The sequence below is a fragment of the Kitasatospora phosalacinea genome, from assembly GCF_000717185.1.
In the GTDB taxonomy this organism is placed as follows: Bacteria; Actinomycetota; Actinomycetes; order Streptomycetales; family Streptomycetaceae; genus Kitasatospora; species Kitasatospora phosalacinea_A.
Map to the genome: position 1 here is coordinate 1 of NZ_JNYE01000103.1, position 16,168 is coordinate 16,168.

Genomic DNA, 16,168 nt, shown 5'->3' on the forward strand with positions numbered 1-16,168 from the left:
GGCAGACGCGGGCTCGGGCGCGGACGGGGTGGCGGGGGTGGGCCCGGCCACCGGGGCGGGGGTGGGGGTGGCTCGGCTCGGGGTGGGCCGTGCCGGGGTGCCGGGCGCTGCCGTTGCGGCCTGCCGCGGAGCGTCCGCCTCACCGGAGCCCTCGCCGCGCTCGTCGCACTCGCCGCGCAGGATGCGCTCGTACGCGGTGTTCAGGGCGCGGCCCGGGTCGACGCCGAGGCGGTCGGCGAGGGCGTCCCGGGTGCGGTGGTACCAGTCGATGGCGTCGGACTGCCGTCCGGCCCGGAAGAGGGCGAGCATCAGTGCGGCGACCAGGGACTCGCGCAGCGGGTGGGCGACCGTTTCGGTGCGCAGCAGTTCGGCGGCGCGGGCGGGGTCGCCGAGGCGCTGGAGGTGGTCGGCGAGGGCTTCGACGGCGGCGATCCGGTTCTCCTCCAGGGTCTGCCGCCAGGCTGCCAGCGGGGCGCTGGTGACGGTGCCGGTGAGGGCGGGTCCGTGCCAGAGGCCGAGGGCGCGTTCGAGGGCGCCGACCGCTTCGGTGGAGCGTCGTTCGCCGCGGGCGGCGGCCGCCAGGGCGTCGAACTGCTCGACGTCGAGCAGTCCTTCGGGCAGGTGCAGGGTGTAGGCGTCGCCCGCGGTGGTGAGCCGGACGCCGTGCCGGTCGGCGTGCGCGGCGGCGAGCAGGGCGCGCAGCCGCGAGACGTGGCTCTGCACGACGGTGCGGGCGTTGGCGGGCGGTTCGTCCACCCAGAGCGCCTCGGTGAGTTGGGCGACGGACACCGCGCGGTTGCGGCGCAGCAGCAGGAGGGCGAGCAGGCTGCGCCGTTTCTCCGGTCCGAGGTGTAGTGCGCCGTCGGCCCCGTCGGCCGCGACTGCGCCCAGCAGCCGGAATTTCACCGTGTACCCCCCACGTGGTGCCTTGTCCGGTCAGGGAGGTTATCCGGTCGTTATCCGGTGCATGCCACCGGGTCCCTGACCCGGTGGGTCCGCCGGGCCCGGGCAGGGGCCCGGCGGACCTGTCGTTCTCCGGTTCGGTCAGGCGGACGCCTCCGGGGGCGCGCCCAGGCCCGCGGTGAACGCGCGCAGCGCGTCGACCCGGGCGGCAGCGGCGGCCCGGCGGGCGACCTCCGCCTGCTGCCCCGCGTCCGACGCGGCCGAGGCCTCCGACACGTCCGACACGGCCTCCGAGGCCGCCCCGGCCGCCGCGGGCGTGCGGTGGCGCAGGGTCAGTTCGCGGCTGCGGTCGGCGCGGGCGGTGACCCGGTAGTCCCAGTCCTGGCCGGACCCGGGCTTCCCGGCCACCCGGACGGTGACCTCGCTCGGGCGGGTGCCGGGCTTCAGGTAGGTGCCCTGTTCGATCTCCCTGATCCGGTCCGCCGGGTCGCCGTCGAGCGGGAACTCCCGGTGCAGCGGCAGTTCGGGGCCCGTCCCGCTGACGGTGAGGTGCAGCTGTCCGGGGCCGGGCGCCGCGCCCCGGAGCAGCGGTGCGAGGGCGTCGACGGCGGTGGCCATCGCGGCGGTGACCAGTTCGCTGGCCGGGCCGTGGTCGGTCCACGTCTCGCGGTGGACCTCGTACGGCTGCTGCGCGGACCAGCCGTCCCGGGCGCCCTCGTACAGGTCGTCCAGGGTGACCGGCCCGTCGGCGGTGCGCCGGGCGAGGTGGTCGATGACCTGGCGGGCCTGCCCGGCGTCGGCGGCGGTGCCCTCCGGGGTGCGGAGCAGGTCGCCGAGCAGGGCGGAGGCGCCGGTGGAGGTGCCGCCGCCGAGTTCGACGAGCCGGTGGACGGCCCGGATCCGGGCCTCCCCGGCTGCCGTCCCGGCGGTGAACTCCCCGCCGTAGACGGCCCGTCCGAGCCGCACGGTGCCGGCCAGCTGCTCGCGTTCGGCGGGCGTGCGGGCGGTGTGGTCGAAGGGCGCCGCGTCGCCGTCCGCGGCCAGTGTCCGGTGGACGTCCTCCAGCAGCCGGGCGTTCTCGCCGAACCGCAGTTCGCCGTTCCGCCGGTCGCCGCTGAAGGCGAGGTAGTGGTCGCCCGGCACCTCGGAGGCGGTGGTCTCGGCCAGCGGGATGTCCACCGTGAACGGGACGACGCCCTTCTCGGTGACCGGCTTGCGGTCGTTGTCGAAGAAGGTCACCTCGACCTCGGCCGCGCCCCGGTAGCGGGCCATCGGGACGGCGTACTTGCCGTTGGAGACGGTCTGGCCGGTGTCAGCGTGGCTGCCGCCCTCCCGCCACAGCCGCTGGGCGCCGCCGGTGATCCCGGCGTTGTGGGTGACGTCGCCGGTGACCGACGCGCCCACCAGGCCCTGCAGGCCCGCGTTGCGCGCCGACAGGTCGGCGTGGCCGACCCCGGACGAGGTGCTGTTGGACGGGCTGGACTCCACGGCCCTGTCGTCCGTCCGGTGCTCCAGCGAGACGACCTTGAGGCCGAGCTCCACGCCCTTGCCGCCGCCGAGCGACAGCCGCCCGGTCGGGACGCTCGCCGCGATCTCCGCGCCCTGGCTGGCGGTGCCGAACAGCGCCGACACGTGGCTGTGCGCGGCGACGGTCCCGACCACGGGCGCCATCTCCTGCCAGGCCGACCTGCCGAAGTACTCCGCTCCGCGCAGCCGCAGCAGGTCCTGGATGCCGCCCGCGTCCTCGAGGAACCGCAGCACGTCGGTGTCGCGCAGGCCGGTCTCCCAGACCCGCTCCGGCGGGACCCGGACGGTGACCGGCGCGGGCGCCTGGGCCGGGACGGTCCGCGGCGGTGCGGTGGCGGCGTCGGGCTCCGCGGCCACCGGCACGGTCTCGCCGGTCTCCACGAGGGTCTCGAACCCGACCACCGCGGTGCGCCGCTGGTGGACCGACGGACCGAACCAGGGCCGCCGGGTGATGGTGAACTGCAGCTCCGCCTCGCCCCGGTAGGCGCTGCCGGGCAGCTTCGCCTTGGTCGCCGACCCGGCCGCGGTGCTGCTGGTGCGGACGTCCGCGTGCTCGTGCCCGCTGCCACCGGTGCCGGTCGCGCCGAGCGTCACCGAGACCGGCGCGGCCCCGACGGGCACCGCCCCGGTCAGCCCGGCCAGGCCCTGGTGGCTGTTGCCGCTGCCGCCGCTGTCCGCGAACGAACGCTGCACGTCGGTGCCGGTGTTGAACTCGGTGGTGCCCGAGTCGCCCAGGTGCTCCAGCCGGTCGCGGAGCACCGCGGAGACCCGCACCTCGGTCCGCCCGTGCCGGACCACGATCTCGTCCCCGGCCGTCATGCCCTTCAGCCGCGCCTGCAGCCGGTCCGGGGTGAGTTCCGCGTCCAGCTCGCGGCGGATGCCCGACCAGTCGTCGGCGAACGGGTTGCGCACCGACTTCGGTGCGCCGTCCGGACGTCCGGCGCTCTCGGTGCGTTCGCCGCCGCGGCGGAACCGGCTCGGCTTCCAGCCGGACTCCACCTGGGAGAGCAGCGACTCGCCCAGCGTCCGCCCCGGGTCGCCGGTACGGGCCCCCGGGTCGCCGGTGCGGGTCCCCGGCAGCGCGTGCACGTCGGTGACGATCGCCGAGGAGTCCAGCCGCCGCCCCTCGACGAAGCCCTTCGGCTGCTTCACGGTGGTGCGCGCCGTCGCCCCGCCGACCGGTTCGGCGTCCCGGGTCGGCACCGCCACCCGGGCCACCGCGCCGACCGGCCGGGTGACCGACCCGTCCGCCACGCCCAGCCGCTTGAACTCCACCTTCACGTCGTACGCCGCGTTGACGTCGAACAGCACCGCGGGCTCCACGTGCTTGCCGCGGTTGGACGCCGAGCCGACCGTCTCCACGCCCTGGCCGTAGCTGCGGTCGAACCGGTGCGTGTAGCCGCCCGCGCCGTTCACCACGGGTGTCCTGAACCGGAGTTGGCCGCCGCCGTCGTGCCGGTTGCGCAGGTCCTGCACGCTGCCCTGGCCGCTGGAGGTGCGGGTGCCGGACTCGAACTCGTACTTGTCCGTCGCCGAGTGGTACGTCGCGCCCTCCACCCGGGCGGTGACGGTGATCTCGGCCGTCCAGGTCTTCCCGGAGACCGTCTCGGTGAGCTTGCCGCCGCGGGTCAGCTGGGACAGCTTCGCCTTGAGCGCGCCCCGTTCGAAGGTCGAGTCGATCTTCCGGTTCACCTCGTCCGCGGGCTCGCCGTGCTTCGCGCGGATCAGCTCCTCCACCGTGCTGCGCACCTTGTCCGCGCCGCTCAGGGTGTGCACCACGTAGGACGCGTTCAGCTCGTGCTGCTCCAGCATCCGGCGCGGCGCGGTGTGGGTGGCCTCCGGCTTCGGCGCCGGACTGCCCCCACCCGCAGTGGACTCGGCGTCCTTGCTCGGCGGACCGAAGGCCACCGTGCCGTCCTCGCCGCGCTGCGCCCGCACCTTGACGGTGTCCCGGGCGTCCATGCCCACCTCGACGCGCACCGGCGCCGACACGTCCGGGGCGGCGGTCGCCGCCTCGCCGGGGCGGCCGAAGTGGACGTCCACGGCCATCCGGGACCCGTAGATCACCTGCGGCGCACCGTACTTGCCGCTGGCGTACACCCGGTCGGCCTGCCGGCCCTGGCCGCCCGCCCGCTTGCGCTGCTGGCTGGACCCGGTGGCCACCAGGTCGGCGCCGGGCGTGCCCTTGGCGACCGGGCCGCCGAGCTGGCCGGTGCCCACGACCGTGCGGGAGAGCAGGCTGCGGTCCACGCTGAACGCGCCGGTCTCGCTGACCGTGTTCAGCTCGGCCTTGCCGTCCTCCCGGCGGTACGTCATCGACTCCACCCGGGCGGTCGCCGTGACGACCAGGTCCTCCTTGCCCGGGATCTTCACCTGCAGCGGCTCGCCCCGGGTCATCCCGGTCAGCCGGGCGGCCACGTTCGGCTGGCTGAGCCCGCGCAGCACGTGGTCGCGGATGCCGTCCCACTCGTCGCCGAACCGCTGCCGGCCCTTGGCGTCGACCGCCGCCCGCAGCGCGGCCGTCCCCTCCACGTCACGGACCACGACGGTCTCGCCGAGCCCGCCCGTCCCGTCGCCGCCGCGCCACACCGACTCCGGCGGCGCGGGGGTCTCCTGCGGCTCCGGCGCCTTCTGCTCCTTCTGCGTCTCCGGGGCCTCCGGGGCCTTCTGCTCCTTCGGGGCCTCCGGGGCCTCCGGGGCCTTCTGCGTCTCCGGGGCCTCCGGGGCCTTTTCGGCCGCCGCCACCGGCTCCGTGGTGTCCGCACGGTCCACCAGCAGCCGGACGTCCGCCGAACCCGCCGGGTGCGCGACGCCCCGGCCGTTGAACGCCAGGTCGAAGTGGACCGGGCCCTCGTAACGGACGCCGGGCACCTTCGACTTGCTGGTCAGCTGGGCCGTCCGGTTGTCGCCCTCGATCGCGATCCGGTCCCGGCCGAGCCGCCCGGCCGTGCTGCCGCCGAGCAGCGCGCCGCCGCCCGGCTTGAACACGTTGCCGACCCCGAGCTGGCCCGCGTGCCCGCGGTTGGTCACCGTGCTGTGCACCTGCTGCACGGTGGTGCCGATGTTGAACTCGGTCTCCTTGGTGGTGCCGGTCTGCTTCAGCTCCCCGACCCGCGCGGTGATGTCGATGCTGGCGACGGTCCGGCCGTGCCGGTCGGTCAGCGCGACGGTGACCGGCTCGCCCGCCGTCATGCTCTTCAGGTTCTGCTGGAGCCGGTTGAAGTCGACCTCGGCGAGGACCTTCTCCCGCAGCTCGGGCCACTTCTCGCCGAACTCCCGCTGCCCGGCCGCCTCGACCCGGTCGAGCAGCGCCTCCACCGGCCGCTGGTCCGCCGAGTCGCGCGGCACCAGGTCCAGCACGATCTCCGGCCCGCCGACCCGGCCGCCCAGCAGGCGCTGCGGGGGCGTCCGCAGCTCGCCGACCGACCCGGCGTCGGCACGCGGCGGGACGGCGACCGTCATGCCGAGGTCCACCGTCTCGGTGCGGGCGGAACCGGTGCGCACCGGGGAGCCGTCGTGCCGCAGGTCGCCGAAGTCCAGCTCCAGCCGCATCTGCGACTCGAACACGTCGGCGGTCTCGGAGGTCTTGGACCGCGCCACCATGCCGCCCAGCGCGAGGTCGACCTCGCCCTCGCCCCGGTCGTGGAAGTAGCCGGCCAGCTCGAACGGTTCGGCGATCCCGGCCGAGTGCCGCGCCTGGACGCCGATGTTGGACTGCCACTGCGCGTCGTGCGCGGTGCCCGTCACCACCGTCCGGTCGGCGCCGTCCTCGAACTCGATCTTCTCGGTCCCCCGGTGGGTCGACCGGACGACCTCCCCGCTCAGCCTGACGCTGCCGCTCCACCCGTTCTTCTCGAACGGGGCCGTCCACACCTCGCCCCGGGACAGCGCACCGAGCATCGGACGCAGCGTCGCCGGACCGAAGTACGCGTCCGCGAACGCCCGGGCCTCCGCCCGGTCACCCGGCACGGCCGCCGCCATCACCTCGACGACCTTCGCCCGGACGGCCGTCTCGTGCTCGGTCAGCCCGAGCACCAGGTCGTCGCCCGCGATCGGACGCGGACCGGTGTTCTTCGGGTTCGCCCGGTCCTTCGGGGCCACCGGCTCCGCGGCGGGGTCCTGGACGTCCGGCTTGGCCTCCGGCTCCGGGGTGGTGCTCTTCTGTTCGGGCTCCGGGACGGTGCTCTTCTGCTCCGGCTCCGGGGTGGCGTGCGCGACGGGGTCCGCCGGGCCGCTGCCGTCGTAGTGGTCGTCCTGGCGGTAGACCGTCACCGGCCGCCCGCCCGCCGGTCCGAAGACCGCCCGGGCGACGCCGTCGTGGCCGACCACCCGCAGGCGCAGGCCCAGTGCGTGGGCGGCGGCGGCCGGGAGCATCTCGCCCGCGTCGGTCCGCCAGCGGGCCTCCCAGTCCCGGACGGTGCGCAGCAGGGCTTCGCGTTCGCGGGCGGACGGGGGCGGGGAGTTCTCGGTGAGGTGGGTGCCGACGGTCCGCCGCAACTGGACGGGGTCCATCCCGGCGAAGTTCGGGCGGGCGTCGGCGGGGAGGTAGCCGAGCAGCTCCTCGGTACCCAGCCCGCCCCGGGCGATCAGGTCGTTGCGGTAGTTGGAGACGACCTCGCTCGGCCACTGCTCCGGGGCCAGCGTGCTGAAGTGCCGCTCGACGGCGCCCTGGAGGTCCCGGACCGGGCTGCCGCCGCCCGCGTGTCCGGGCGCACTCACGGCGATCGAGTGGAGCAGGCAGAGCCCGTCCATCGGCACCGGCACCCGCGGCCCGACGGGCGGGAACTCCCGCTCGGCACCGCTGCGCTCGTCCTTCGGCGCAGGGGAGTTCGGCTCCGCCGGAACGGCCCCGTCCTTCGGCGGCACGACAGCCGACTCCGCCTTCGGGACCGCCGGAACGGACCTGTCCTTCGGAGGCACGACGGCCGACTCCGCCTTCGAAGCCGAGGAGTTCGGCTCCGCCTTCGGGACCGCCGGGGTCGGCTCCTCGCCCTTCGGGGTCGGGGAGGCCGGTCGGCTCTCGTGGGGTGTGCTGCCGCCGTTCGGCGTGGCGGCCGTGGGACGGCCCAGTTGCGGCGGGGCGGAGGCGGAGCGGGCGCGGGGCGTGGTGCCCGCCGGGTGGGTGGTGCCCGCCGGGGCGGCGTCGGGGCGGACGGGTGCCGCGGGGTTCGCGGTGTCCTCTGGGCGGGCCGGGTGTTCGTCGTGCGGGGTGGTCGCGGCCGGTTCCGGTGTCGTGGCGGGTTCGGGCGTGCTGCGGCCGCCGGGGGTCGTGTCGAGGTCGGTGCGGCCGGTGCGGTCGGTGCTCGCGCCGGTTCCCGCGGGGGCGCCGAAGCGTTCCGCGAACCCGGGGTCGTGCGGCCCGGACACGGTGGTGCCGTGCGGGTCGGCGACGGAGGCCCAGACCGTCCAGTCGGGGCGGAAGTCCGCGGGCAGTCCGCCGCTGGCGGGGGTGACCTGGTGGTTGGTCGGGTCGGCCCAGCGCAGCGTGCCGTCCCGGTCGTGGACCAGGGCGACGGCGTGGGCGTCGCCGTGCGCCCCGGCGCCGAGGACGGTGGCGAAGCTGCCGGGGCCGCCCGCCCGCACCTGGTCCGTCAGCTTCTGCACCGCGTCCGGCCCCTGGCCGAACAGGGCGGGTGCTTCGGCGCGCTGCCACGGGGCGGTGCCGGGTGCGGGCGTCGCGGAGACCCGGGGCTGCCCGAAGTGGGTGTCCCGGTACGCCTCGACGTGCTCGACCCGGGCGGCCAGGTCGCCGCCGTGCCCGGCCGCCGGGTGCGGGTTGACCTTCTGGAGCAGCGAGTTGCTCATCGGCGGGTGCACCTTCGGCTCACCGCCGAGGTAGTCGACGAGTTCGCCGGTCCGCTGCTGCTGCTCGTGGACGGGCGGCTGCTCGTGGACGGGCGGCTGCTCCTGGGCGGGCGGCGGCGGGGACGCGTCCTCGTCCGGATCGGCCGTCCGCAGCCGCGCCTCGATGGTGGCCGGGTCGGGCTGCCCGTCACCGCCCTCCCGCCGGAACCAGTCGGCCAGCCTGGTGGCCAGCTCGGCGGGGTGGCGCTGGCTCTCGGGCAGGTAGTTGAGCGCGTTCTCGACGACCGACTGGACCACGGTCTCGTGGAAGTAGTCGACACTCATGCCGACCGGGACGGGGTACTCCCCCTTGAGGAGCTGGTTCACCATGTCCCAGGTCTCCAGGACCTCGGGGTCGTCACCCTGCTGGGTCCGGGACTCCGGCTGGTCCACCCGGCGTCGGACGTGCAGCTCCTCCTGGCCGCCCCACGGGGTCTTCGCGTCCAGGGTGAAGTCGCCGGTGCGGTCGTGGAAGAGCTGCTCGGTGTGCGCGCTCAGGCCGGGTTCGAAGCCGCCGATCCAGTGGCCGCCGTCCTTCACCGCCGCACCGAGCCGCTGCACGATGTCCGCGTCGCTCAGCGTCCCCCCTCGCGGGTCCTCCCAGCTGCCGAACCAGGAGTCCTTCTCCATCAGGAAGTCGAACTGGCGGCCCGCGCCGGTGCCCTGCAGGAACTCGTCGTACGTCATCGCGTGGAAGCGGACGTCCATCAGCGAGTTGTTGTCGGCGTCCCGCACCGAGAAGTGGGTGCCGTTGCTGCCGATCGGCTCCTTGACCACGGTGTGGCCGTCGGCGAGGCGCTCCAGCTTCTCCTGGATGGCCGCGCCCTTGCTGTCGAGGAACTGCGTCCGGTCGGGGACGTTGGGGTCGGTCGAGACGATGGTCAGGTCCTTGCTGCCGGTGGTGAAGACCGGGTGCTCCAGGTCGGCGTCGCCGCCGAGGTAGAGCAGCGACCCGCCGCCGTGCTCGCCGTTGGCGAGGCCCTCGTTGAGCCGGACCATCGGCTCGTTGCGGCCCTGCATGCTGACGCCCATGTGCCAGCGGCCCAGCTCGCGCGGGTCCACCCACTCCGGGTGGCGGCCGAGCTGGCCGTCCACGGCCGGGGTCCGTTCGCCGTCGCCGAAGAGGTAGTGGACGGTCTCGGCGCTGGCGCCGTTCTGCATCGCGTGCACCAGTTCGCCGGTGCCGTCCGAGTGCAGTTCCCGGCCGAGGTGGGCGCCGAGCACCCGGTCGAAGTCGGCGCCGTCGGCCAGTGCCTCGCGCACCCGGTCGGCCGCCCCGGCGTCCTGCGGGCCGAAGCGCTCGGTCAGCCGGGTGATCACCCGGTCCGGGTCCCCGCCCAGGTCCAGCCCGGCCTTCTGCAGCGCCTTCTGCTCACCGTCCCGCGCGTTCTGACCGTCCCGCGCGTTCTCGCCGTCCCGCGAACTCTCGCCGGGCGGGGGCGGCGAGGGGAGGTCCTCGTCGCCGCTCACCAGGCGACGGTCCTTCAGCGCGTCCAGTTCCTGCTGCCGTTCCTCGGCCCGCCGCTCGTCCAGCCGCTGCTGGCCCTCGGTCAGGTCGCGGGGCTCGCCGCTCTCGCGCTGCCGCTCGGTCTCCGCGCGCGTCTCGGCGATCCGCTCGTGGTCCTGGGCCGTCCACGGGCCGCAGGTCTGCGGTTCCTCGTGCTCGGGGCGCTGCCCCTGGCCCTCGCGGTCGTCCGGGTAGTGCCCGGGCTGGTGGGTCTCGTTGAACTGCTCGACCAGGTTCTGGCGGCGGCGGTAGGTCTGTCCGGCCTGGGTCATGGCCTGGAAGATACTGTCGGCCTGGCGGCCCTGCTCGGTCTCCTGCCGGTGCTTGAGCCCGGAGGCGTCGTCGTGCGGCACCAGCGTCTCGTTGGCCTCCCTGCCCGGCATGCCGGGCAGGTTGCCCTCCGGGTGCCACTGGATGCCCACCACCGGGGCCCCGTGCCGTCCTTCGAACGCCTCGACCGAGTTCGAGTCGGTGCCCTGCGCCCGCGCCGAGACGACCAGCGGGGAGTCGCCCGGGCCGCTGGTCAGGAGGCCCTCCGCCTCCAGGACGGCGGCCCAGTGGGTGCTGTTGACCTGGAAGACGGGTTCGGCGCCCGAGGGGTCCTTGTCCGTGCCGTGCTTGATCGCACCGTCCAGGAAGGTCCCGGGTTCGGTGGTCATGCCGTGCCGCAGGTCCCAGGTGCCGTCCTGGTGCTGGCCGCGCTCGTGCTTGGGGAAGGTGCCGATCGAGGCGCCGTAGCTCTCGGCGAGCCGCCAGGACCCGCCGCAGACGGCCAGGATCGGCATGCCGGTCATCCGCGCGTGGTCGATCAGCTTCAGCTCGTACGAGGCGCGTTGGCGGTGCTCGTCGTAGGTGCGGCGGGCGTTGGCCGCGTCCTTCTCGGCCTTCGGGAGCGCCTTCTCGACCTTCTCCAGCTCGCGCGGGTTGTTGGTGAGGCGGCCCCGCTCCTTCTTGGTGAGCGTCTCCGGCGGGGTGCCGTCGGCCTCCTGCCGGGCGATCCGGTCCTGCTTGGCCTGCAGCGCGGCCCGCTCGTCCAGCAGCCGCTGCCGCTCGTTGCGCAGGTCGTCCCGCTTCTGCTCCAGCGGCACCGGGTCGGTGACCCGCTTGAAGTCCTTGGCCTCGGCCTGCTCCTTCGCGCCGGGGCCGACCCCGGGGCCGGCGACCTGGTGGTCGTTGGCGTTGGCCGCGCCCGGGATGTACAGCACGTCCTTGTCCCGGAGGTGCTGCGCCGGGTCCTCCAGGCGGGCGGGCGGCGAGGCCGCGCTGCCCTCGGAGTGCGGCGGGAGGGAGTCCTGCTGCACCCACGGCACCCCTTCGCCGTCGGGCTGGCCCTTTCGGACCTCGCCCTGTTCGGCGTGCACCTGCTCCACCGGCTTGGCGCCCTCCCAGGACTGCTTGTCGTGGGAGGTGTAGGCGCCGCCGCGGCTGTCGGTGCGGTACGAGATGCCGACCTGCACCGGCTCGCCCTGGGGGCGGTCGGCCAGCAGTTGCTGGACCCTGGCCACCTCGGCCGGGTCGGGCAGGATCCGGCCGGTGTCCGGGTCGACCCGGCGCTCGGACGCGCCGGGCGGCGGCGGGGACGGGACGTCGTCGTGGGCGGACGTGCCCCCGCGGGTGGACGTCACCTCGTGCGCGGGCGGCGGCGGGGAGGCGGAGGGGCCCTCGCCGTTGTCGTGCGGGGCGTTCTGGTTCTCGTTGAGCGGGTCGCGGACCCAGGCGTTGACGTCGCGCCAGTGGTGTTCGGCGATGGCCTCGTGCACCTGGGTCGAGCCGCCGGTGCCGGGGGTGGCGCGGTAGGACGCCTCGTCCTCGGCCACCCGGACCTTCTCCTGCGCCGCCTGCAGTTCCCCGCGCAGCGACTTGAGCTCCTCCCGGTACTCGGACCTGCTCTTCTTCCCGTCCTTGAACGCCTCCTCCGCGGCCTTGCCCCGCTTCTTGACGTCCTGGAGCTCCGCCTCGGCCTCCCGCAACGGGCGCTCGGTCGCCGTGTAGTGGTCCTCGATCCGCTGCCGGAGCTCGGGGGACAGCCTGTCCTTGAGCAGGCCGTACTCGTCCCGGGTCAGCGGGAGCGCGTTGTCGTGGTCGCGCATGAGCTTGTCGAGCAGGGGCGGCACCGGCCGGGCCCCGGTCCGGGTGGTCACCTGGGTGACGAACCGCGCGAAGTCCGGCTTCTTGTCCCCGTCGATGACCAGCGAGTCCATCGGCCGGTCGACGTGCTTGGGCCGCGGCTGGTTGCCGTTGCCGCCCTTGATCTCCTTGCCCTCCGCGAGGTCCGCGGTGGAGTCCCTGATCACCTTCCGCAGGTCCCCGTCCGCCCCGACCTTCCCGAGGGAGTCGTCGACGAACTTGGAGAACTCCGCCAGGTTGACGTCAGCGGGCTGCCCGGCGGCCTTGCCGCCCTTCTTCCCGGCGGCGGACCCGGACGGGTAGAAGTGCAGGTTGTCGACCGGGGCGTATCCGTGCTCCTGCAGGAGGTTGTTGTAGTCCCGTTTGTCCATCGGCTTGTCCTTCCGACCCAGTTGCTGCGAGTCGGCGCGGGCGTCGAGGAACTCCGAGGCGGTGCTGTGCGTGCCGTCGTTCGGGGACATCTTGGCGAACAGGGTGGCCAGGGCGTTGTCGACCGTCAGGTGGGGGTTCTCCTCCCCGTCCTTCTTCCCGGTCGGCCGGTACGAGTAGTGCGCGAAGGAGTGCTCGTACGGGCTGAACACCAGGGTGAGGTTGTCCGGGCCGTTCGGGTCCGACAGCGGCTTCGTCCGCGGCTCCCAGACGTTGCCCGGCTTCACCGTGACCGGCGTCCCGCGCTCCGACAGCTCGGCGGCGGTGTGGTCGGTGGGCGGGCCGACGGGCTTGCCGTCCCCGCCGTGCTCCTGGACGGAGAACGTGTTGCCGTCGCCGTGCGGGGTGGCCGTCAGGTGACCGCCGCCGCCCAGCGGGATGTGGAGGTCCTCGCCCGGGTGCTCCTGGAGGGCGAGATCGAGCATCCGCCGGTTGAACTCGGTCCGGCCCTCCCGCTCCGGCGCACCGCCCCTGGTCGGCGGCGCGGGAGCCGGCTCCTCGCGCGGCGTCCCGTGCGGCTGGCCTTCCGGCTGCGGTCGGCCTTCCGGGGTGTCGCGGGGGGTCGGGGTCTCGTGGGGGGCCGGGGCGTCGTGCGGGGCCGGGGCGTCGTGCGGCTGGCCCTCCGCCATCCGGAAGAAGTCGCCGACGCCCGACTCGGCCTCGGTCCGGTTGCGCTGGTTGGCCGGGCCGCCGGTGTGGACGGCCAGCGGGTCCTGGCCGTACAGGCGGCCCAGGAGGTCGTGCAGGGGCTGCTCGTGGTTCCCGGCCCAGTGGGCGCCGTTGTTGCGGTCCTGGCCGGTCAGCGGGTCGCGGCCGTGGTTGGTCGACAGGTAGGCGTTGGTGACCTGGGCGAAGTACTCCCTCTCGTCCGTGGAGCTGTAGTTCTCCCGGTCCCGGCCCTGGGTGTCCCGGCGCTGCCCGTCGGCCCACTGCGCGGTGCGGTCGCCGTCCGCGTCGCGCTTCCCGTTGAAGGACTCGGTGACGAGCGCCTTGTCCTGCGGCGAGAGGCCGAACTTGTGGACGGCGTGCGCGAACTCGTGCGTGGTCGTGGAGTAGCCGTCGGCGTAGTTGTTGTGCTCGCCGCCGATCGTGGTCCGCTCCCCCAGCAGGTTCTCCTCGGTGACGGCCACCTTGCGGCCGCCCGAGCCGCGGACGTCGTCCCAGCCGCGGCCGTGCGCCGAATCGCCTCCCAGCTGCTGGTTCTTGAGGCTCTCGAAGGCCGGTACGTCGGTCATCCGGACGTCCTTGGGGACGACCACCACCTCGACCCCGTTGGTCAGCAGCCGCTCGGCCACCGCCGGGTCGCGGAGCAGCCGGGCGATCTGCTGCTGCGCCTCGTGGCGCGACGCCCCGCTCTGCACCGTCCGGGGGTCGACCTCGACCAGCAGGTGCGCGGCCGACTCGGCGAACTCGTCCGGGGTCGAGTTCCGGCGCAGGTCGGCGACGAACTCCCTGTCCGTGGCGAGCGCCCGCCGCTCCTCCGGCTTGAGACCGCCGATGGTGTGCAGGCGCTCCTGCTGGCCCATCGTCGGCACGTCGCGCTTCGACTCGACCGGCGTCCCGGACGTGTCGTGCTCACGGGTGGCGAACTCGTGCCGACGCTGCTCCTGCTCCTGCTCGCGACGGCGCTGCTCCTGGGTGTGGGAACGGCTGCCGCCATCGCCCTGCCGTCCGGAACCGGGACGGATCGTGCCGCCCTGGACCGGACCGCCCTGGACCGGACCGCCCGTCAGGGGCGCACCGGTCTGCCGGGGCACCGCGGACCTGGGCGGCGTCGCCGACCGGTGCCCGGACGCACCGCTCCCGCCGTGCCCGATCGCGCTGCCGCCAGCCATCGCACCGGGCGCGAAACCGCCCGCCGCCGGGTTCTGCGCGGCGGCACCGTTCGCGGGCGGCGCACCCTCGGCGAGGCCGTCCGGCACCACCTGCCCGGGCAGCGGGTCCGGCCCCGCCGTCCGGGTCGCCGTCGGACCGGCCGCCAACCGCGTCCCCCCGTCGAGGTGGGTCTCCCCGCCCCCGGCCAACCGCCCGGCCGCACCGAGCGCCCCGGAGAGGTTCGGCACCCCGGACTGCTGCGACTGCGGCTGCGCCGCGGGCTCCTGGCGCGACGTCGTCGCCTCGTGCGGCTGCGCGGCGACGTGCTCGGCGGGCGGCGCGGTCGACCCGTGCGGCTGAGCCACGGGCTCGTGGCGCGGCACCGGAGTCTCGTGCGGCTGCGCGGCGACGTGCTCGGCAGGCGGCGCGGTCGTCGCGTCCGGCTGCAGCACACCGCGCTCCGGCGTCGGCAGCGGCGTCTCGTGCATCTGCTGCGCCACGGGCTCCGGACGCGGGGTCGGCGTCTCGTGCACCTGCGCCGCAGGCTCCTGACGCGGCACCGGGGCCTCATGCACCTGCTGCGCCACCGGCTCCGGTGCGGGCGCGTCCTGGTGCGGCTGCGGGGTGGCGGCCGGGGTCTCTGCGTGCGGTGCCGGCTGCTCCTGGACGTGCGTGGAAGCCTGCTCGTGCGGGACGGGCGTGGGCGTGGGCGAGTCCGTCCCGTGCGTGGCGGTGGACGCGGTCGGGGTCGGGGTCGGGCTGCTGTGGCCGGAGCCGAACGGTGCCAGGCCGTTGACCTTCGACTCGCCCGCACCTCCCGTCCCGGCGGAGTGCCCGGCGGAGTGTCCGGCGGTGGCGCCCGCGGTCGTCCCGAGTCCGAGTCCGGAGCCCGTACCGCTCTCGCCCCTGGTGCCCGAGCCCGAGTCGGCGCCGGTACCGGTGGTCTCCGTCGCCCCGCTGCCGCGGCTGCTGCCGCCGGTGGAGGAGGACGTCCCGGTCGGGCCGTGGTAGGCGCTGTCGCTGGGGGTGGACTTGGTGAAGGTGGGCGGGCCGTCGTGCCCGGCGCCGCTGCTGCCGTTGCTGCCGGGGAGGTCGAGCTTCGGGGTGGCGGCGGGAGGGGGCGGGGCGGCGGCGCCCTTGAGCTTGGAGGCTCCGGCGTGCAGGCCCGCGCCCGCGCCGCCGGAGAGGCCGGAGCCGAGCAGCGAGCCGCCGTCGACGTGGCCGGTGGTGATGAGCTGGGTCGAGACGTCCGCGCCGACGCCGACCACGGCGCCCGTGCCCATCTTCCCGACGGTGGAGTTGAGCGCGTTCTCGGCGCCCACCTTCTTGCCCGCGGCGCCGATGCCCTTGCCGAGCAGGTGGGCGGAGGCGCCGCCGACCGCGCCGCCGAGGGTGTTCTGGCCGAGTTCCTTCAGGTCGATGCTCTTGCGGTGGCCCTCGGCCACCTCGATGCCCTGGGCGAGCAGGTTGATCGCGCCCATCTGGGCGGCCTGCTTGGCCGCCATTTCGAGCGTCTCCTTGAGCAGCTTCTTCAGCAGCTGCGAGACGACCGTCCGACTGGCCGCGATCATCACCGGCACCTGGAGCAGCGAGGCGCCCGCGGTGAACGGGGCCTCGGCCTCGGCGGTGGCCAACTCGAATGCGAGGATGCCGAGTTGGGCGATGATCTGGATCTTCGCGGTCTCCGCGGAGTTGGCCACCTGCTCCAGCATGTCGCCCATGCCGTTGAGCGAGTTGATCGTGCCGGTCAGTCGGCCGGGGTCCTCCGGGGTGCCCTTGCCGACCGTGTACCCCTCCCAGTGCTTGCCCAGGGCCTCGGCCGCCTTGCCCTTCTGACCGTCCAGGGCGCGCTTGATGGTCGAGTCGGCGCTCTGCGTGGCGTCCTTGAGCTCCTCGGCCGCCCTGCGGCAGCGGTCGGCCATGTCGCGGAGCTGGTCCTCGTCCGCTTCGGGCCAGCGGGTTCCGGCGAGCAGCAGCAGGACCCACTGGAGCGGCTCCGGGAGTTCGACAGCCATG

Annotated in this window: 2 protein-coding genes; both read right to left on the reverse strand. The window is 74.8% G+C overall.

What is annotated here, in order from left to right; genetic code table 11:
- The coding region (locus tag OO57_RS31580; RefSeq protein ID WP_234337593.1) for an AfsR/SARP family transcriptional regulator at nt 1-906 on the reverse strand (906 nt) is incomplete at its 3' end.
- 138 nt (nt 907-1,044) lie between these two features.
- Nucleotides 1,045-16,167 carry a gamma-glutamyl-gamma-aminobutyrate hydrolase family protein gene (locus OO57_RS31585; protein ID WP_033256170.1) on the reverse strand — a complete coding sequence of 5,041 codons (15,123 nt, stop codon included), beginning with the start codon at nt 16,165-16,167 and terminating at the stop codon, nt 1,045-1,047.
- Nucleotide 16,168: the final 1 nt, after the last annotated feature.

What these genes read in the sequence shown, in the direction of transcription:
- OO57_RS31585 (WP_033256170.1), bottom strand. Translation starts at nt 16,167, where the DNA reads ATGGCTGTCGAACTCCCGGAGCCGCTCCAGTGGGTCCTGCTGCTGCTC.